The sequence below is a fragment of the Aquipuribacter sp. SD81 genome (assembly GCF_037153975.1).
Taxonomy (GTDB): domain Bacteria; phylum Actinomycetota; class Actinomycetes; order Actinomycetales; family JBBAYJ01; genus Aquipuribacter.
Genome location: NZ_JBBAYJ010000003.1, coordinates 113650 through 133241 on the forward strand (window position 1 = coordinate 113650; position 19592 = coordinate 133241).

14 protein-coding genes are annotated in these 19592 nt (G+C 74.9%); 9 read left to right on the top strand and 5 right to left on the bottom strand.

Annotation, left to right across the window (positions count from 1 at the left end; genetic code table 11):
• Positions 1–31 precede the first annotated feature (31 nt).
• The 8 genes from metH to WAA21_RS02760 all read left to right on the top strand — a co-directional run bounded on the left by metH (position 32) and on the right by WAA21_RS02760 (position 11009).
• Positions 32–3538, top strand: coding sequence for a methionine synthase (gene metH, locus WAA21_RS02725; protein WP_336921200.1), 3507 nt, complete (start codon positions 32–34; stop codon positions 3536–3538).
• A 14-nt stretch (positions 3539–3552) separates the two neighbouring features.
• Positions 3553–4260 (top strand): HAD family hydrolase, encoded by a 708-nt coding sequence (locus WAA21_RS02730; RefSeq protein ID WP_336921201.1) that lies wholly within the window; start codon positions 3553–3555, stop codon positions 4258–4260.
• Between the two features lie 102 nt (positions 4261–4362).
• The gene (locus WAA21_RS02735; protein WP_336921202.1) at positions 4363–6081 is read left to right on the top strand and encodes an ABC transporter substrate-binding protein; all 1719 of its coding nucleotides are present in this window, start codon (positions 4363–4365) and stop codon (positions 6079–6081) included.
• Positions 6082–6166: 85 nt separating this feature from the next.
• Complete coding sequence (locus WAA21_RS02740; protein WP_336921203.1) at positions 6167–7198, top strand: ABC transporter permease; 1032 nt, start codon at positions 6167–6169, stop codon at positions 7196–7198.
• Positions 7198–8166, top strand: a complete 969-nt coding sequence (locus WAA21_RS02745; RefSeq protein ID WP_336921204.1) for an ABC transporter permease — start codon at positions 7198–7200, stop codon at positions 8164–8166. The genes WAA21_RS02740 and WAA21_RS02745 overlap by 1 nt, the downstream gene beginning before the upstream one ends.
• A 3-nt stretch (positions 8167–8169) precedes the next feature.
• Positions 8170–9228, top strand: a complete 1059-nt coding sequence (locus WAA21_RS02750; RefSeq protein ID WP_336921205.1) for an ABC transporter ATP-binding protein — start codon at positions 8170–8172, stop codon at positions 9226–9228.
• Positions 9225–10256 (top strand): ABC transporter ATP-binding protein, encoded by a 1032-nt coding sequence (locus WAA21_RS02755; RefSeq protein WP_336921206.1) that lies wholly within the window; start codon positions 9225–9227, stop codon positions 10254–10256. Before WAA21_RS02750 ends, WAA21_RS02755 begins: the two co-directional genes overlap by 4 nt.
• Positions 10257–10298: 42 nt before the next feature.
• A complete protein-coding gene (locus tag WAA21_RS02760; protein ID WP_336921207.1) occupies positions 10299–11009 on the top strand; it encodes an LmeA family phospholipid-binding protein in 711 nt (236 codons plus the stop codon).
• A gap of 31 nt (positions 11010–11040) precedes the next feature.
• On the opposite strand, the gene WAA21_RS02765 is transcribed toward WAA21_RS02760, so the two are convergent.
• Together WAA21_RS02765 and WAA21_RS02770 are read right to left on the bottom strand one after the other, a co-directional pair.
• Positions 11041–11439 (bottom strand): YchJ family protein, encoded by a 399-nt coding sequence (locus WAA21_RS02765; protein WP_336921208.1) that lies wholly within the window; start codon positions 11437–11439, stop codon positions 11041–11043.
• Complete coding sequence (locus WAA21_RS02770) at positions 11436–11978, bottom strand: DinB family protein (RefSeq protein ID WP_336921209.1); 543 nt, start codon at positions 11976–11978, stop codon at positions 11436–11438. The genes WAA21_RS02765 and WAA21_RS02770 overlap by 4 nt, the downstream gene beginning before the upstream one ends.
• A 140-nt stretch (positions 11979–12118) precedes the next feature.
• On the opposite strand from WAA21_RS02770, the gene ppc reads away from it, so the two are divergent.
• Entirely contained in the window at positions 12119–14959 is a 2841-nt protein-coding gene (ppc, locus tag WAA21_RS02775) for a phosphoenolpyruvate carboxylase (protein WP_336921210.1), read from the top strand.
• Positions 14960–15020: 61 nt separating this feature from the next.
• Here the strand turns inward: ppc and WAA21_RS02780 are convergent, their stop codons facing one another.
• The 3 genes from WAA21_RS02780 to WAA21_RS02790 form a co-directional block, all read right to left on the bottom strand.
• Positions 15021–17609, bottom strand: coding sequence for an ABC transporter permease (locus tag WAA21_RS02780; protein ID WP_336921211.1), 2589 nt, complete (start codon positions 17607–17609; stop codon positions 15021–15023).
• A gap of 8 nt (positions 17610–17617) precedes the next feature.
• Positions 17618–18511 (bottom strand): ABC transporter ATP-binding protein, encoded by an 894-nt coding sequence (locus tag WAA21_RS02785; RefSeq protein WP_336921212.1) that lies wholly within the window; start codon positions 18509–18511, stop codon positions 17618–17620.
• Positions 18512–18572: 61 nt separating this feature from the next.
• Positions 18573–19559, bottom strand: coding sequence for a RecB family exonuclease (locus WAA21_RS02790; RefSeq protein WP_336921213.1), 987 nt, complete (start codon positions 19557–19559; stop codon positions 18573–18575).
• Between the last annotated feature and the right edge of the window lie 33 nt (positions 19560–19592).

Sequence of the window (19592 nt, forward strand, 5' to 3'; positions counted from 1 at the left end):
GGCCAAGCGTACGCACCTACACTCGGCAGGCATGACGCCCGGCGCGACGAGCCTCCTGGCCGCGCTCGCGCAGCGGGTCGTGGTCGCCGACGGCGCCATGGGCACGATGCTGCAGGCGGCCGGGCCCTCCCTGGAGGACATGCAGGGCCACGACGGGTGCAACGAGGTCCTCAACGCCACCCGCCCCGACATCGTCCGCGCGGTGCACGACGCCTACCTCGAGGCCGGCGCGGACTGCGTGGAGACGAACACCTTCGGGGCCAACCTCGGCAACCTCGGCGAGTACGGCATCGAGGACCGGGTGCACGAGCTGTCGCTCGCGGGGGCGAGGGTCGCCCGCGAGGCCGCCGACGCGTGGTCGGCGCCGGACCGCCCGCGCTGGGTGATCGGCTCCGTCGGGCCGGGCACCCGGCTGCCGAGCCTCGGGCACACGACCTTCGCGGCGCTGCGCGACGGCTACGAGCAGCAGGTGCGCGGGCTGCTCGCGGGCGGGGTCGACCTCGTGCTCGTCGAGACCGTCCAGGACCTGCTGCAGGCCAAGGCCGCGGTCGTCGCCGCCCGGCGCGCCATGGCCGCCACCGGCCTGCACGTGCCGGTGTTCGTGCAGGTGACGGTCGAGACGACCGGCACGATGCTGCTCGGCAGCGAGACGCCCGCCGCGCTCACCGTGCTGCGCGGCCTGCGCGTGGACGGCGTCGGCCTCAACTGCGCGACCGGCCCGGCGGAGATGGGTGAGCACGTGCGCCACCTGTCCCGCCACGCCGACGTGCCGCTGTCGGTCATGCCGAACGCGGGGCTGCCCGTCCTCACCTCCGACGGGGCGCACTACCCGCTGCAGCCCGCGGAGCTCGCCGACGCCCACGAGCTGTTCACCGCCGAGCTCGGCGTCGGCCTGGTCGGCGGCTGCTGCGGCACCACGCCGGAGCACGTCGCGGCGGTCGTCGACCGGGTGGGCGGGCGCCGCCCGGCGCGTCGCCGGCCCCGCCCGGAGCCCGGCGTCGCGAGCCTGTACGCGCACGTGCCGTTCCGGCAGGACGTGTCGTACCTGTCCGTGGGGGAGCGGACCAACGCCAACGGCTCGAAGGCGTTCCGCGAGGCGATGCTCGCGGGACGCTGGGACGACGTCGTCGACATCGCGCGCGGGCAGACCCGCGACGGCGCGCACCTGCTCGACGTGTGCGTCGACTACGTCGGCCGCGACGGTGTCGCCGACGCGACCGAGGTCGTCGGCCGGCTCGCCACGGCGAGCACGCTGCCGCTCGTCGTGGACTCCACCGAGCCCGCCGTGCTGGAGCGCGCGCTGGAGCTGACCGGCGGGCGCAGCATCGTCAACAGCGTCAACTACGAGGACGGCGCCGGCGAGGGCAGCCGCTTCGAGCGCACCATGCGCGTGGTGCTGGAGCACGGAGCCGCCGTCGTCGCCCTCACGATCGACGAGACCGGCCAGGCGCGCACCGCCGAGCACAAGGTCGCGATCGCCGAGCGCCTGCTCGCCGACCTCACCGGCACGTGGGGGATGCGCGAGGAGGACGTCGTCGTCGACACCCTCACCTTCCCCATCGCCACGGGGCAGGAGGAGACCCGCCGGGACGCGGTCGAGACCCTCGAGGCGATCCGGACCCTCACGCAGCGCCACCCGTCGGTGCAGACGACGCTCGGGGTGTCGAACGTGTCGTTCGGCCTCAACCCCGCCGCGCGCGCGGTGCTCAACTCGGTGTTCCTCCACGAGGCGGTCAAGGCCGGGCTGACCTCGGCGATCGTCCACCCGTCGCGCATCCTGCCGCTCAGCCGGATCCCGGCCGAGCAGCTCGACGTCGCCCTCGACCTCGTCCACGACCGGCGCCGGCCGGGCTACGACCCGCTCGAGCGCTTCCTCGAGCTGTTCGAGGGCGTGAGCGCCGCCGACCAGCGCGCCGAGCGCGCCGCGGCCCTGCTGCAGCTGCCGCTGGGGGAGCGGCTGGCCGCCCGCATCGTCGAGGGCGAGCGCAACGGGCTGGAGGCCGACCTCGACGAGGCCGTCGCGAACGGGCGGCCCGCCCTCGACATCATCAACGACCACCTGCTCGCCGGCATGAAGGTCGTCGGCGAGCTGTTCGGCAGGGGCGAGATGCAGCTGCCGTTCGTGCTCACGAGCGCCGAGGTCATGAAGGCGGCGGTCGCGCACCTCGAGCCCCACATCGAGCGCACCGACGACTCCGGGCGCGGCACGATCGTGCTCGCCACGGTCAAGGGCGACGTCCACGACATCGGCAAGAACCTCGTCGACATCATCCTCACGAACAACGGCTACACGGTCGTCAACCTCGGCATCAAGCAGCCCGTGTCGGAGATGATCCGCGCCGCGCAGGACCACCGCGCCGACGTGCTCGGCATGTCGGGGCTGCTCGTCAAGAGCACCGTCGTCATGAAGGAGAACCTCGAGGAGATCAACTCCCGCGGGCTGGCGGCGGACCTGCCGGTGCTGCTCGGTGGTGCCGCCCTCACCCGCGCCTACGTCGAGCAGGACCTCGCCGACGTGTACGAGGGCGAGGTCCGCTACGCCCGCGACGCGTTCGAGGGGCTGCGGCTCATGGACGCCGTCATGCAGGTGAAGCGCGGGGAGCGCGAGCAGCTGCCCGCGCCCCGCCCGCGCCGCGTGCGGCCCCGGCCCGCGCCGGTCGAGCAGGCGCCCGACGCGACCGGTCCGGTCCGCTCCGACGTCTCCCGCGACGTCGACGTGCCCGTACCCCCGTTCTGGGGCACCCGCGTGGTCAAGGGCGTCCCGCTCGCGGACTACGTCGGCTACCTCGACGAGCGCGCGACCTTCCTCGGCCAGTGGGGCCTGCGCGGCACGCGGGGCGAGGACGGTCCCACGTACGCCGACCTCGTGGAGTCCGAGGGCCGGCCGCGCCTGCGGGCCTGGCTCGACCGCATCCACACCGAGGGCCTGCTCGAGGCGGGCGTCGTGTACGGCTACCTGCCGGTCGCCGCCGACGGCGACGACCTGTGCGTGCTCGCCGCCCCGGAGGGCGACGGGCTGGAGGAGGTCGTCGTCCGCTGGCGCTTCCCGCGGCAGCGGCGTGACCGCCGGCTGTGCCTCGCCGACTTCCACAAGGACCGCGACTGGGTGCGCGAGCACGGCCGGGCCGACGTGCTCGGGGTGCAGCTGGTGACGATGGGCGGGCGCGTCGCGACCGCGACCGCCGAGCTGTTCGCGAAGGACGCCTACCGCGACTACCTCGAGCTGCACGGGCTGTCGGTGCAGCTCGCGGAGGCCCTCGCCGAGCGCTGGCACGCCCGCGTCCGCGAGGAGCTCGGCCTCGCCGGCGACGACGCGCCCGACCTCGCCGGTATCCTCGACCAGGGCTACCGGGGCTCGCGCTACTCCTTCGGCTACCCGGCGTGCCCGGACCTCGAGCACCGCCGCGACCTCGTGCGCCTGCTGCGCCCCGAGCGCATCGGGGTGGAGCTGTCGGAGGAGCTGCAGCTGCACCCGGAGCAGTCGACGGACGCGATCGTCGTGCACCACCCCGAGGCCTCCTACTTCAACGCGACCTGACAGGCTCGACGCCCGTGACCCCGCCCCCCGCGCTGCCGGCCGCCGTCCTGTGGGACATGGACGGCACCCTCGTCGACAGCGAGCCGTACTGGATCGAGGCGGAGACCGACCTCGTCCGCGACCACGGCGGGCGCTGGACCCACGAGGACGGCCTCGCGCTCGTCGGCAACCCGCTGCTCGTGAGCGGGCGCATGCTCGTGGAGCGCAGCGGCATCGACCTCGCCCCCGAGCAGGTGGTCGAGGCGCTCGTCGCGCGGATGGCCGAGCGCCTGCGCACCGACGCGCCGTTCCGGCCCGGGGCGCGGGAGCTGCTGCTCGCGTGCGCCGCGGCGGGCGTCCCCAACGCGCTCGTCACCATGTCGTACGCGGTCCTCGCCGACGCGGTCGTCGAGACGCTGCCCGCGGGCACCTTCGCGACCGTCGTGACCGGAGACGCCGTCACCCACGGCAAGCCGCACCCGGAGCCGTACCTGCTCGCCGCGCGACGGCTGGGGGTGGAGCCCGCCGCGTGCGTGGCCGTCGAGGACTCGGTGCCCGGCGTCGCGTCCGCGACGGCGGCCGGGTGCCGCGTGGTCGCGGTGCCCGTGCACGTGCCGGTGCCGGCCGCGCCCGGCCTCAGCCGGGTGACCGACCTGCGGACGCTGAGCGTCGATGCTCTCGCCGACGTGCTCGCCGGCCGCACGATCGACGACGTGGACGACGCGGTACCCACGCATTCGTGACGCAACTGTGACGCCGCGGTGACGAGGTCCGCCCGCGCGCGGGGCTAGGTTCACCTGGTCCGAGTCCCGGGGCGCCCGTCCCGGTCGAACCAGGGGAGTCCTATGCGGTCCACATCTCCGGGCGTCGCGCGCGCCCTGCGTCTCGGGGCCGTCGGCCTCGCGTCCGTGCTCGCCCTCGCCGCGTGCGGCGGCGACGACGCCGACGAGGGCGGCAGCGGCGACGCGGCCACCGGTGCGGCCGGCGGCGAGGACGCCGGCAGCAGCGACGCGACCCTCGTCTTCGGTGCCTCCGCCGACCCCGTCGTCATCGACGGCGCGTACGTGAGCGACGGCGAGTCGCTGCGCGTCGTGCGGTCCATCTTCGAGGGCCTCGTCACCACCGAGGCCGGCGGCACCGAGATCGAGCCGGCGCTCGCCACCGAGTGGGAGCCGAGCGAGGACGGCCTCGAGTGGACGTTCCAGCTCCGCGAGGGCGTCACGTTCCACGACGGCGAGCCGTTCGACGCCGAGGCGGTGTGCGCCAACTTCGACCGCTGGTACAACTTCTCCGGCATCCAGCAGTCCGGCAACGTGTCGTACTACTGGCAGACGGTCATGGGCGGCTACGCCGAGAACGAGGACGAGTCGCTGCCGGAGAGCCTGTACGCCTCCTGCGAGGCGACGGACGACCTCGAGGCGACCATCACGCTGACCCGGCCGTCGTCGACGTTCCTGTCGGCGCTGTCGCTGCCGGCGTTCAGCATCGCCAGCCCCGCGGCGCTCGAGGAGTACGGCGCCGACGAGATCGGCGGCTCCGCGGAGGAGCCGCAGTTCACCGGCACGTACGGCACCGAGCACCCGACCGGCACCGGCCCGTTCCGGTTCGTGTCGTGGGAGCGCGGCAACCAGCTCGTCCTCGAGCGCAACGAGGACTACTGGGGTGACGTCGCGCAGATCCAGACCCTCGTCTTCCGTCCGATCGCCGACGGCCCCGCCCGGCGCCAGGCGCTGGAGTCCGGCGGCATCGACGGCTACGACCTCGTCGACCCTGCCGACGTCGACGCCCTCGAGGAGGCCGGTTACCAGATCCTGCGCCGCCCGGCCTTCAACGTCGGCTACATCGGCCTGCAGCAGACGACCCCGCCGCTGGACAACCTGCAGATCCGGCAGGCCATCGCCCACGCGATCGACCGCGAGAACATCATCACGACCAACTACCCCGAGGGCTCGACGGTCGCGACGCAGTTCATGCCGGAGTCGGTGTTCGGCTACGCCGAGGACGTCACCACCTACGACTACGACCCCGACCGGGCCCGCGAGCTCATCGAGGAGTCCGGCGTCACCGACCTCACGATCGACTTCTGGTACCCGACCGAGGTGTCCCGGCCGTACATGCCGGACCCCACGGCCAACTTCCAGCTGATCGCCGAGGACCTCGAGGCCGTCGGCTTCACCGTCAACCCGATCGGCGCGCCGTGGAACCCCGACTTCCTCGACGCGGCCCTGTCCGGCGGTGCGCCCATGTACCTGCTCGGCTGGACCGGCGACTTCGGCGACCCCGACAACTTCGTCGGCACCTTCTTCCAGGCGGAGAGCCCGGAGTGGGGCTACGACAACCCGGAGCTGCGGGACCTGCTCGACCAGGCCGAGGCGGAGACCGACGAGGACGTGCGGACCGAGCTGTACCAGGAGGCCAACCGAATCATCATGGACGACCTCCCCGGTCTGCCGTACGCGAGCACGGAGCCCGCGCTCGCGTTCCGGCCCGGCGTCGAGGGCTTCGTGCCCAGCCCGGTGCAGAACGAGGACTTCAACGTCGTGACGGTGGAGCCGCCGGAGTGACGCACCCGTCCTGACCCGTGCGCCCGTGCGGGCGGTCGACCCCGGTCGCCGCCCGCACGGGCACGTCCACCACCGGAGGGGACGCGTGCTCCGATTCGTCGTCCGGCGCCTGCTGCTGCTCGTGCCGATCCTGCTCGGCCTCAGCCTGCTGCTGTTCGCGTGGCTGCGGGCCCTGCCGGGCGGGCCCGCCCAGGCGCTGCTCGGCGAGCGCGCCACCCCCGAGGCCGTCGCCCAGCTGGAGAGCCTGTACGGCTTCGACCGGCCGCTGCTCGAGCAGTACCTCGCGTGGCTCGGCCGCTCGGTGACGGGCGACTTCGGCGTCTCCACGACCACGCGCCGCCCCGTCACCGAGGAGCTGGCGCGGCTGTTCCCCGCCACGATCGAGCTGAGCCTCTTCGCCCTGCTCATCGCGGTGGTGCTCGGCGTCGGCCTCGGCTACCTCGCGGCCCGCCGCCACCTCACGTGGGTGGACAGCAGCGCGGTGCTCGCCTCGCTCGTCGGGGTCACCATCCCGGTGTTCGTGCTCGGCTACGTGCTCAAGTACGTGTTCAGCGTCCGGCTCGGCTGGTTCCCGGACTCCGGGCGGCAGGACCCGCGGCTGTTCACCGAGCACCCCACCGGCTTCTACGTGCTCGACGGGTTCCTCGTCGGCCGCCCCGACGTCGCGTGGGACGCGTTCCTCCACCTCGTGCTGCCGGCGGTCGCCCTCGCGACCATCCCGCTCGCGATCATCGCCCGCATCACGCGGGCGAGCGTGCTCGACGTCGTCAACGAGGACTACGTGCGCACCGCCGACGCCAAGGGCCTCGCCCGCTCGACGATCAACCGCCGCCACGTGCTGCGCAACGCGCTGCTGCCGGTCGTCACCGTCATCGGCCTGCAGGTCGGTCTGCTGCTGGCGGGCGCGGTGCTCACCGAGACGGTGTTCGCCTTCCCGGGCGTCGGCTCGTTCCTCGTCGACGCCATCACCAACCGCGACTACGCGGTCGTGCAGGGCTTCATCCTCGTCATCGCCGTCGTCATCGTCGTCGTCAACCTGCTCGTCGACATCGCGTACGGCCTCATCGACCCGCGCATCCGCGCCGCCACCATGGCCTCGGCCGGGGGAGGTTCCTGATGTCCGACAGCCCCGGGTACCCGGAGGGCAGCGGCCGCGTCGACGCGACGGTCGCCGAGCGCCGCGAGGCGAGCAGCGCCCAGTCCGCCGCGGTCCTGTCCGGCGCGGACCAGGGCACGTCGCTCGGCCGGGAGGCGCTGCGCCGCGTGCTGCGCGACCCCCTCGCGATGGTCGGCGCGCTCCTCGTGCTCGGCTTCGTGACCGTCGCCGTGCTCGCGCCGTGGCTCGCGCCGTACGACCCGGGCGAGCGCGTCGGCGCCGTCACGCCCACGAGCATCCCCGGGCCCTCGGCCGAGCACTGGATGGGCCTGGACAGCCTCGGGCGCGACGAGCTGAGCCGCGTCATCTACGGCGCCCGGCAGTCCCTGCTCGTCGGCGTCGTCGCGACGCTGCTCGGCGCCGCGGTCGGCATCGCCGTCGGCATGCTCGCGGGCGCCTTCGGCGGCTGGGTGGACACCGTCGTCATGCGGGTCGTCGACATCATGCTGTCGCTGCCGTCCCTGTTCCTCGCCATCGCGATCGCCGCGGTCCTCGGCCGCTCGCTCACGTCGGTGATGATCGCCATCGCGGTCGTCAACGTGCCGATCTTCATCCGGCTGCTGCGGGGGGCGATGCTCGCGCAGCGCAACGCCGACTACGTGGTGGCGGTCCGCAGCCTCGGGGTGCGCGACCGCCACGTCGTGGTGCGGCACGTGCTGCCGAACTCACTGTCGCCCGTCATCGTCCAGGGCACGCTCACCCTCGCCACGGCCATCATCGACGCCGCGGCGCTGGCCTTCCTCGGCCTGTCGGGGGAGGACCCACGCCTGCCGGAGTGGGGCCGCATGCTCGCCGAGACGCAGCGCTTCCTCGCCTCCGCGCCCCACCTCGCGTTCTTCCCCGGCCTCGCCATCGTGCTCGCCGCGCTCGGCTTCACGCTGCTCGGCGAGTCGATGCGCGAGGCCCTCGACCCCAAGTACCGGAGGTAGCCCGTGAGCACGACGACCGCCGGGTCCGTCGACCGCCGCGGCACCCGCCCCGACGGGCCGCTGCTGCAGGTGCGCGACCTCGAGGTGCACTTCACCCGCCGCGGCCGGGCACCGGTGGTGGCCGTGGACCAGGTGGGCTTCGACGTGCCCGCCGGGCGCAGCGTCGGCCTCGTGGGGGAGTCCGGGTCCGGCAAGTCCGTCACGAGCCTGGCCATCATGGGCCTGCTGCCGCGGCGCGGCGTGGAGGTGCGCGGCAGCGTGCGCTTCGACGGCGAGGAGCTCCTCGACATGCCCGACGACCGGCGCCGGTCGCTGCGCGGCGCGGACATGGCGATGGTCTTCCAGGACCCGATGTCCTCCCTCAACCCGGTCGTGCCCGTCGGCGTGCAGGTGACGGAGGTGCTGCGCCGCCACCGCGACATGACGCGCTCCGAGGCCCGCGACGAGGCCGTCGACCTGCTGCGTCGCGTGGGCATCCCGGAGGCGCAGCGCCGGCTGCGGGACTACCCGCACCAGCTGTCCGGTGGCATGCGGCAGCGCGCCCTCATCGCGATCGCGCTCGCGTGCGAGCCCCGGCTGCTCGTGGCCGACGAGCCCACGACGGCGCTCGACGTCACAATCCAGGCGCAGATCCTCGACCTGCTGCGCGGCCTCGTCGCCGAGAGCGGCACGGCGCTGGTCCTCATCACCCACGACCTCGGGGTCGTCGCCGGCATGTGCGACGACGTCCACGTCATGTACGCGGGCCGGCTCGTGGAGTCCGCGGCCCGGCGGGAGCTGTTCGCGCGCCCCGAGCACCCCTACACCGACGGGCTGCTGCGCTCGGTGCCTCGGCTGGACGCGCCGCGCGGGGAGCCGCTGCAGCCGATCCCCGGCTCACCGACCCTCACCCGCGCGTGGTCGACCGGCTGCGCGTTCGAGCCGCGCTGCACCCGCTCGGACTCCGCGTGCCTCGGCGAGCCGCCCGCCATGGAGACGGTGCGCGGGCACGGCGTGCGCTGCGTGCACCCCGTCGGTGCCGCCGGCGCCTCCGGCACCGCCGGGAACGAGGCCCGCCCGTGAGCGACGACGTCCTGCTGCAGGTGCGCGACGTGGCCGTGCACTTCCCCATCACGCGCGGCATCGTCCGCGACACGGTCGTCGGCCACGTCAAGGCCGTCGACGGGGTCAGCCTCGACGTGCGCCGGGGCAGCACGTACGGGCTCGTGGGGGAGTCCGGCTGCGGCAAGAGCACCCTCGGCCGCGCCGTCCTGCGCCTGGTCCGCCCGACGCGCGGCTCGGTCGTGTTCGACGGCGAGGACGTCGCCGCCCTCGGCGGCGAGCGGCTGCGCCGCGCGCGCCGCCGCATGCAGATGGTCTTCCAGGACCCGATGTCGAGCCTCGACCCCCGCCAGTCCGTCGAGGCCGCCCTCAGCGAGCCGCTGCGCGCCCACGGGGCCCCGGCGGGTCCCGGCGGCTACGCGGCGCGTGTGCGGGAGCTGCTGGACCAGGTGGGGCTGCCCGCCTCGGCCGCCGGCCGCTTCCCGCACGAGTTCTCCGGCGGGCAGCGGCAGCGCATCGGCATCGCCCGGGCCGTCGCGCTGCGCCCGGAGCTCGTCGTGGCCGACGAGCCCGTCTCGGCCCTCGACGTGTCCGTGCAGGCGCAGGTGGTCAACCTGCTCGAGGAGCTGCAGGACTCCCTCGGCCTCACCTACCTCGTCATCGCCCACGACCTCGCCGTCGTGCGCCACGTGAGCGACGTCGTGGGAGTCATGTACCTCGGTGCGCTCGTGGAGGAGGCGGACGCGGACACGCTGTACGCCTCACCGCGGCACCCCTACACGCTCGCCCTCATGTCGGCGATCCCCGTGCCCGACCCGGAGGTCGAGGACCGCCGGGAGCGGATCCTCCTCACCGGCGACCTGCCCTCGCCCGCGGACCCGCCGACCGGCTGCCGGTTCTCCACGCGCTGCCCGTTCGTGCAGCCCGGCCGTTGCACGACCGAGCGGCCGGCGCTGCGCGAGGTGGAGCCCGGTCACACGGTCGCGTGCCACTACGCGGAGGACATCGCCGCGGGCCGCCTGCAGCCGCACCCGACGCCCGCGGCCTGAGCCCCTGCGTGGCCGCGCGCCCGAACCGGGTATGCCTGGAGCATGGCCTCCCAGCGGACCCGAGACCGGCTGACCGGGGCGCTCCTCGGCGTCCTCGTCACCCTCCTCGTCCTCGCCGTGGCGGGGGCGGCGCTGTTCCTCGTCGTCACCGAGCCCGCCGACGGGCCCGGCACGGCGGCGCCCTCGCCGACGCCGGGCAGCCCGCCGGACGCCGGTGCGCCCGCGCCGGAGCCGCCGGCGGACCTCGGCCCGGAGGAGAGCTGGCTCGGCGACGTCGACCTCGACAGCGGCGCCCTCGTCCTGCCCGGCTCCCGGTTGCGCGACGTCACCGCCACCGGCAGCGGCGTCCGCTCGGGCCCGGAGACGACGACGGCGCAGTCGCTCGCGGTGGTCGCGACGGTGCCGTTCGAGGTCGTGGCGGAGCAGATCGGGCCCGGGGTCGTCGTCTCGGCCGCCGCGGACGGGCAGGCGCAGGTGGAGACGACCGTCGAGGCGCTCGGGCGCGAGCTCGACGTCGTCGCCACGGGCCGCGTCGCGGCGGTCGACGGGCGGCTCGCGGTCACCCCCACCGAGATAGACGTGGGTGGGCCGTCCTTCCTCGACCCGTTCCTCGGCGACGTGGCCGCCGCCCTCACCACGATCGAGCAGGACATCGAGGGGATCCCCGAGGGACTCGTGCTCCGCGAGGTGACCGTCGTCGACGACGGCTTCCGGGCCGAGCTCGACGGGACCGACGTCGTCCTCGTCCCGTGAGCCCGGCACCGGCGGCGACGACGCGTGGCCGTCAGGCGAGGTGGTCGCCGTCGACGTAGCGCCACGCGCCGCCGCTCCGGCGGAAGCGGCTCCGCTCGTGCAGCCGGCCGCCGGCGCCCGGACGGCCGTCGCGGAAGCGGGCGGTGAACTCCACGACGCCGTCGTCGCCGGAGGCCGTGGCCTCGTGCACGTCGAGGCCCACCCACCGGGTCGCCGGGTCGAGCCCGAGCCGGTCCGGGCGGGTCGCGGGGTCCCACGTGCGGCGCAGGTACGCCTCGTCACCGCGGACGAAGGCCGTGTATCGCGACCGCATGAGCGCCTCCGGCTCCGGTGCCTCCCGCGCCCCGGCCAGGTACGGCCCGCAGCACGCGTCCTCGGCGAGCACCTGGCCGAAGGAGCCGGTCCGACCGCACGGGCACGTGCCGCTCACTCGCCGACCAGCCCGTCGACCTCCTCGCGCAGCAGGTCCGCGTGCCCCACGTGGCGGGCGTACTCCTCCACGAGGTGGACGAGCACCCACCGCACGCTCGGGGTGCGCCCGTCGGCGAAGGTGCGCGAGCCCGACCCGTCGAGCCCGCGCTCGTGGAGCACCTGACGGAGCAGCGCGTCCGAGCGCTCCACCGAGCGGCGCCAGAACGCGAGCGCCTCCTCCGGCGCCATGCTCGCGGCCAAGTGCCAGTCGGCGTCCTCGTCCACCGCCCAGTCGACCGAGGCCCACGGCTCGGGCCGGTCCCGGCCGGCGAGACCGCGAGCGGTCCAGTCGTCCTCGACGTAGGCGAGATGGCACAGCAGGCCGCCGAGCGTCATCTCCGAGCGGCCCCAGCGCAGCGCGAGCCCGGCGGCGTCGACGCCGCCGCACTTCCACGCGATGGTCGCCCGGTGGTAGGCGAGGAAGCCGAGCAGCGTCTCGGCCTCGCCGGCGGCGAACGGCGGCTCCGGGCGGCCCTGCTCGTCCGTCTGCTGGGTCACCCGGTGACCGTAGCCGGGCGCCCCGACACCGCGACAGCATCGGCGGGCGGACGGGCTCCCGGGGGCTAGCGGGCGTCGGCTGCCCGAGTGGTGGACAGCCCGGCGCGTGGTCCGCGGGGTGGCTTGGGAGCATGGGGCCCATGCACTCGGCCGAGGACACCGCGACCACCCGCACGGCACCCGAGGGCGACGAGCGGCAGGACGACGTCGCGCGGTTCGCCGCGGGCGTGGCCTCCGACGCCCAGCACGCCGCGCTGCGCGCGTCGGTGCGCCAGCTCGCCACCCTGCTGGGCGAGGCGCTGACCCGCCACGAGGGTGCGGACCTGCTCGCGCTCGTCGAGCGGGTCCGCGGCCTCGCGCGCGAGCCCGACGACGGGGCGCTGCACGAGCTCCTCGGCGGCGTCGACGACGAGACCGCCGTCGTCCTCGCGCGGGCGTTCACCGGGTACTTCCAGCTGGTCAACGTCACCGAGCAGCTGCACCGCTGGCGCGAGGTGACGACCGACGAGGTCGGCCCGCTGCAGGCGACCGCCGAGCGCATCCGCGAGGCGCTCGAGGCCGGAACGGTCGAGCGCGACTTCGTCCGCGACGTCGTCGGCCGGGTCGAGTACCGGCCCGTCTTCACCGCCCACCCCACCGAGGCGAGCCGCCGCACCGTGCTGCGCCTGCTGCAGCGGATCGCCGCGGTCGTCGACGAGGCCGAGGACCCCCGCCGCACGTCCGCCGAGGCCGACCGGCAGGACCGGCGCCTCGCCGAGCTCGTCGACCTGCTGTGGCAGACCGACGAGCTGCGCATCGCGCGGCCCGTGCCGGTCGACGAGGCGCGCACCGCCATGTACTACCTGCAGTCGCTCGCCTCCGACGTGCTGCCGCAGCTGCTGGAGGAGCTCGACCGCCGCCTCGGCGCTCTCGACGTCGTGCTGCCCGCCGACGCGCGCCCCCTGCGCTTCGGCACGTGGGCCGGCGGTGACCGCGACGGCAACCCGAACGTCACCCCCGCGGTCACCCTCGAGGTGCTCGCGCTGCAGCACGAGGCCGGCCTGCGCGAGCTCACCCGCCAGGTGGAGGACGCGCTCACCGAGATGTCGTCGTCGACGCGAGTCGTGCAGGCGAGCCCCGAGCTGCTCGCCTCGCTCGAGGCCGACGGCGAGGCCCTGCCCATCACGTTCTCCCAGCTGCGCCGGCTCAACGCCGAGGAGCCGTACCGGCTCAAGCTCAGCTTCGTGCGGGTGCGCCTGCAGCGGACCCGGGAGCGGCTGGAGACCGGTGCCCCGCACGAGCCGGGACGCGACTACCAGTCCTTCGGCGAGCTGCTGCGCGACCTCGTCCTGGTCCGCGACTCCATGCTGGCCGGCGGGGACCTGCTCACCGGTGACGGCGCCATCCTGCGGCTCGTGCGCACCGCCACCGCGATGGGCATGGGGCTCGCGACCCTCGACGTGCGCGAGCACAGCGGCAAGCACCACGCCGCGCTGGCGGAGCTGTACGGCCGCCTCGACGAGCTCGACACGCCCTACTCCGACCTCGAGCGGCCCGAGCGCATCGCGCTGCTGTCGCGCGAGATGGCCGGGCGGCGCCCGCTCACCGGGCGAAGCAGCATCCCCGCCGACGGGCCCGCCGCGGCCTCCCTCGACCTCATGCTCACGCTGCGGACGGCGCTGGACACCTACGGCCCGGACGTCGTCGAGACGTACATCGTGTCGATGACCCACGACATCGACGACCTCTTCGCGGTCGTCGTGCTCGCGCGCGAGGCGGGCCTCGTCGACCTCGGCGGGCCCGACCGCCCCGCGGTCGCGCGGATAGGGTTCGCGCCGCTGTTCGAGACCGTTGCGGAGCTGGAGATCGCCGGCCCGCTGCTCGACAACCTGCTGTCGGACCCGTCGTACCGGCGCCTCGTCGCCGCGCGCGGCGACCTGCAGGAGATCATGCTCGGCTACTCCGACTCCTCCAAGGACGCCGGCATCGCCGCCTCGCAGTGGCAGATCCAGCGCGCGCAGCGCTCGCTGCGTGACGTGGCCGCGCGCCACGGCGTGCGGCTGCGGCTGTTCCACGGCCGCGGCGGGTCGGTGGGGCGCGGCGGCGGCCCCACGGCCGAGGCGATCCTCGCCCAGCCGTCCGGCAGCCTCGACGGCCCCATCAAGATCACCGAGCAGGGCGAGGTGATCTCCGACAAGTACATCCTCCCCGGCCTGGGGCGCTGGAACCTCGAGAGCGCCCTCGCGGCGGTCGTCGAGGCCTCGGTGCTCCACCGGCGCAGCCGGCAGCCGGCCGAGGTGCTGCAGGCGTGGGACGCGACCATGGACGTCGTCGCCGCGGCCGGCCAGCAGACCTACCGCGGGCTCGTGCGCGACGACGCGCTCGTCGACTTCTTCGTCACCGCCACGCCGGTCGACGAGCTCGGCAAGATGAACATCGGCTCCCGCCCCGCCAAGCGCCCGGGCGGCGCGGGCGGCCTCGACGACCTGCGCGCCATCCCGTGGGTGTTTGGCTGGACCCAGTCACGCATCATCCTGCCCGGCTGGTTCGGCGTCGGCAGCGGCCTGGCCGCCGCCCGCGAGGCGGGCCGCGAGGACGCCCTGCGCGAGATGTACGGCTCGTGGAGCTTCTTCCGCACGTTCCTGTCGAACGTGCAGATGACGCTGGCGAAGACCGACCTCGACATCGCCGCCCGCTACGTGCGGACCCTCGTGCCCGAGGAGGCGGCCGGGCTGTTCGAGCGGATCCGCGCCGAGCACGCCCGCACCGTCGAGCAGGTGCTGTGGGTGACGGGGCAGAGCGAGCTGCTGGAGTCCTCGCCCCTGCTGCGGCAGACGCTGCAGCTGCGCGACGCCTACCTCGCGCCGCTGCACGCCCTGCAGGTGTCGCTGCTCGCCCGGCTGCGCGCGATCCCGGAGGGCCAGGAGGCGCCGCCGGAGCTGCAGCGGGCCCTCCTGCTCACCATCAACGGCATCGCGGCGGGTCTGCGCAACACCGGCTGACCCTGCCGGCGCCTGCCCGCACCTGCCGGCCCGACGGGCCGGCAGGCGTCGGCAGGCGCGCTCAGTCGGTCGTGATCGCCCGCAGGACGTCGATGCGGGTCGCGCGCCACGCGGGCAGCACGGCGGCGACGACCCCGACGACCGCGGAGCCGACGAGCACGACGACGACCGTCAGCCACGGGACGGCGAGCACCTCGAGGCCGTCGTCGGCGATCGCCCGCTGCAGCGCGACCCCGAACGCGAGGCCGAGCACGATGCCGAGCAGGGCGCCGAAGACGGTCGTGGCGACCGACTCGATCGTCACCGTCCGCCGCAGCTGGACGCGGGTCAGGCCGATCGCCCGGAGCAGCCCGATCTCGCGGGTCCGCTCCACGACCGACAGGGCGAGGGTGTTGACGACCCCGAGCGTCGCGATGACGAGGGACAGCCCGAGCAGCGCGTACAGCAGGCCGAGGACCGTGTTGATCTGCGCCGTCTGCTGCGAGGTGAACTCCTCCGCGTCCAGCACCGACAGGGTGAGGAAGCCGGCCGCCACCTCGGTGACGGCGTCGTCGACCGCGGCGGGGTCCGCGTCGTCGGCGACGTCGACGAGGACGTACTGCACGCCGCCCGCCCCGCCGCCCGCGCTCTGCAGGCCCTCCGTGCCGGCGTCGTAGACCTCCTGCGACACGATCGCGCCGGTCGCGACGAGCTGGGAGTCCTCGTAGACGGCGAGCACCTCGCGGTCCACGGCCTCGCCGTTGGCGACCTGCACGGCGACGGTGTCGCCCGCCCCCGCGCCGAGGTCCTCGGCCTCGGACTCGCTGAGCCACACGCCGTCCCCGAGCACCCCGAGGTCGCCCTCGACGGCCGTGAGCTCCACGAGCCCCGGCAGCGTGCCGGGGTCGACGGCCATGACCGTGCCGTCGTCGCCGTCGAGCGTCGCGGGCGTGAAGGGCAGCTCGAGGACCGCCTCGACCCCGTCGACGGCGCGGACCTCGTCGGCGACGGTGAGCGGGATCGAGGGCTGGCCGCCGTCGCTGACGACGAGGTCGCCCGTGAACTCGTCGTCGACGATGTCGGCGACGCTCGCCGACGCGGAGGTCGCGAGCACGGACACCGCCCCGACGAGCGCGAGGCCGATCATGAGCGCGCTGGCGGTCGCGGCGGTGCGACGCGGGTTGCGCAGGCCGTTGCGCTGCGCGAGCCGGCCGACAGCGCCGCCGGCCACCGGGGCCGTGACGAGCCACACGACGGGCTTGGACACGGCCGGGCTGGCGATCGCGACCCCGAGGAAGACCGCGGCGACCCCGGCGCCGAGCACGGCGAGCGGCTGCTCGGTGACGACGTCGCCGAGGACGAGACCGACCGCGACGGCGCCGAGCGCGGCGAGGCCGAGCCCGAGAGCCGCACGCAGCCGCACCTGCGACTTCGGCAGCGCCTGCTCGTCGCGCATGGCGGCCACGGGGGCCGTGCGCGAGGCCCGCCGCGCGGGCAGCACGGCCGCGAGCGCGGTCACGACCACCCCGACGACGAGCGTGGCGACCACGGTGCGCACGCCGACGGGCAGGCCGGCGAGCTCCAGGCCGAACAGCGCCCCGATGAGCCGCTGCAGCGCGGCCGCGAGCCCGATGCCGATGCCGAGGCCGGCGAGGGAGCCGACGAGGCCGACCACGACGGACTCGCCGAGCACCGAGCGGACGACCTGCCCCCGGGAGGCGCCGATGGCGCGCAGCAGCGCGAGCTCGCGCGTCCGCTGCGCGACGAGCATCGAGAAGGTGTTGAAGATGATGAAGGCGCCGACGAACAGTGCGACCCCCGCGAAGACGAGCAGGAAGGTCGTGACGAAGCCGAGCGCGGTGGCGAGGGCCTCCTGCGTCTCGTCGGCGGACTGCTGACCGGTGACGACCTCCGCCCCCTCGGGCACGAGCGGCGCGACGCGGTCCACCACCTCCTCCTGCGTGAGGCCGTCGGTGGCCGTCACGGTGATGCTGGGGACCAGGCCGGTCGGCGCGAACTGCTCGCGCGCGAGCTCCTCCTCCAGCAGCACGATCGTGGCGCCCGCGGTCGGGGTGTCGTTCGTGGCCTCGCCGACGACCGTGACGTCGAGCGGCGTGCCGTTCACCACGACGACCGTCTCGTCGCCGACCGCGAGCCCGGACTGCGCGAGCGTCGCCGTCTCGACGACGACCTCGTCGGGCGCCTGCGCGCCCCGGCCGTCGAGCAGGCGCACCGAGGGGTCGTCGGGGTCGTAGGCGAAGCCGAGCGAGGGGGCGCCCCCGCTGCGCACGGCGGTCCCGTCGGCGCCCTGCAGCACGGCGGTGCCGGTGAGGGACGGGATGGCGCGCTCGACGCCGTCGAGGGCCTCGATGTCGTCGACGAGGGCGACGTCGAGGCCGAGCAGCCCACCGTCGGAGGCCTCCGGGTCGGCCTGCGCCCCGGCGCTGCCGCCCGCGCCCTCCGCGGTGGCCGCGGCGGGCCCGCTCGGGCCCGCGTCGGCCAGGCGGACGACCGCGTCGGTGCTGTCGGACGTGGCGAAGATCGCGGAGAACGTCTCGTCGATGGAGTCGGTGAGCACGAAGGAGCCCGCGACGAACGCCGTGCCGAGGGTGACGGCGAGGCAGGTGAGGAGCAGTCGGACGACGTGCCCGCGCACGTTGGCGAGGGTCACCCGCAGCATCAGAGGTCCCCGAGCGTCTTCATGCGGTCGAGGACCCGCTCGGCGGTCGGACGGCGCATCTCGTCGACGACCTCGCCGTCGGCGAGGAACACGACGCGGTCGGCGTAGCCGGCCGCCGACGGGTCGTGCGTGACCATGACGATCGACTGCCCGAAGTCGTCGACGCTGCGCCGCAGGAAGCCGAGGACCTCCGCGGAGCTGCGGGAGTCGAGGTTGCCGGTCGGCTCGTCGGCGAAGACGATCGCCGGCCGGCCCACGAGGGCGCGGGCCGCCGCCACCCGCTGCTGCTGCCCGCCGGACAGCTCGTTGGGGCGGTGGCGCAGGCGCGGACCGAGCCCGAGGATGCCGACGACCGTGTCGTGCCACTCGCGGTCGACCTTCCGCCCCGCGATGTCGAGCGGGAGGGTGATGTTCTCCGCCGCGGTGAGGGTCGGCACGAGGTTGAACGACTGGAAGACGAAGCCGATCCGGTCGCGCCGCAGCCGCGTGAGGGCCTTGTCCTTGAGGGTCGAGACGTCGACGCCGTCGACCACGACCTGCCCGGACGTGGGGGTGTCGAGCGCGGCCATGCAGTGCATGAGCGTCGACTTGCCGGACCCCGACGGGCCCATGATCGCCGTGAACTCGCCGCGGGTGAAGTCGATGTCTACGCCGTCGAGGGCACGCACCGCCGCCTCCCCGGTGCCGTAGACCTTGGTGAGGGCCCGCGCGGAGGCGACCGGCGTGGCCGCGTGACGGCCGTGCCCCTCCGCCGCGGGGTCGGTGTCGCCGGCGTCGGCGGGCCCGTCGGCAGCGTGGGCGGGCGCGTCGCCGGACGCGCTGCCGGTGGCGTCGGTGGGGGCGTCGCTGTCGGTGGGGGCGGGGGAGGTGCTCGTGCGGGTGCTGTCGCTCACGGCTCGTCCGTCTCGTCAGGGGTGGGCACGGCAGGGGCCTGCGTGCGACCAGCGAAGCACCTCACCCCGGGTGCGGGTCCATCGGGTTCGCCCCCGGATCTGCCCCCGGTGCACCCCAGGGAGCACCCTGAGGTCCGCCCGTGCCGGCGTCGGGGTCGCGCTCGACCGGCACCAGTCGCAGGACCCGGTCCGCCGCGTCGGCCGGCAGCGGGGGAGGGGTGCCACCCCACGCCGGGCAGAGGTCGCGGTGGTCGCACCAGCTGCACACGCGGCCGGGCCTCGCCTGCCAGTCGCCGGTCTCCGCGGCCGTCCGGATCGCCCGCCACAGCACGAGCAGCGTCCGCTCGAACGCCTCCAGCATGTGCTCGTCCACGTCCAGCGGCAGCGTCTCGCCCTGCCCGCCCACGTACACCAGCTGCACCCGGGTGGGCACCCGGCCGCGGGTCCGCCACAGCAGCAGCGCGTAGAACTTCATCTGGAACAGGGCCCGCTGCTCGAACGCCTCGCCGGGCGCACGCCCCGTCTTGTAGTCGACGACGCGCACCCGGCCGTCCGGCGCGACGTCGACCCGGTCGACGACGCCCCGCAGCACGAGGTCGTCGGCGACCCGGTGCTCGACGTACAGCTCGCGCGCCGCGGGCTCCAGGCGGCGGGGGTCCTCCAGCTCGAACCAGCGGTCGACGAGGCGGCCGGCCTCCGCGAGCCACGCCGTGCGGGCGTCGCCCTCGCCGACGAGCGCCGCGACCGCCGGGTCCTCGGCCGCCAGCTCGTCGAGCGCGGGCGCGAGCAGCGACCGGGCGTGGTCGGGGGTCCGGCGCGGGGCCGGCACCTCGAAGAGCAGCTCGAGGGCGCGGTGCACGACCGTGCCACGCAGCGCGGGCCCGGACGGCTGCTGCGGCAGGCGGTCGACCGTGCGGAAGCGGAACAGCAGCGGGCACTGCTTGAAGTCGCCCGCCCGCGACGGCGACAGCGCCCCGAGGCGGTCCGCCGGTGCCCCCGGCGACGGCGCGGCGCCTGCCGGGGGGCTGTCGTGCTCGCTGACCGTCACGCGCCACACGCTAGGTCGGGGGACGGACACAAC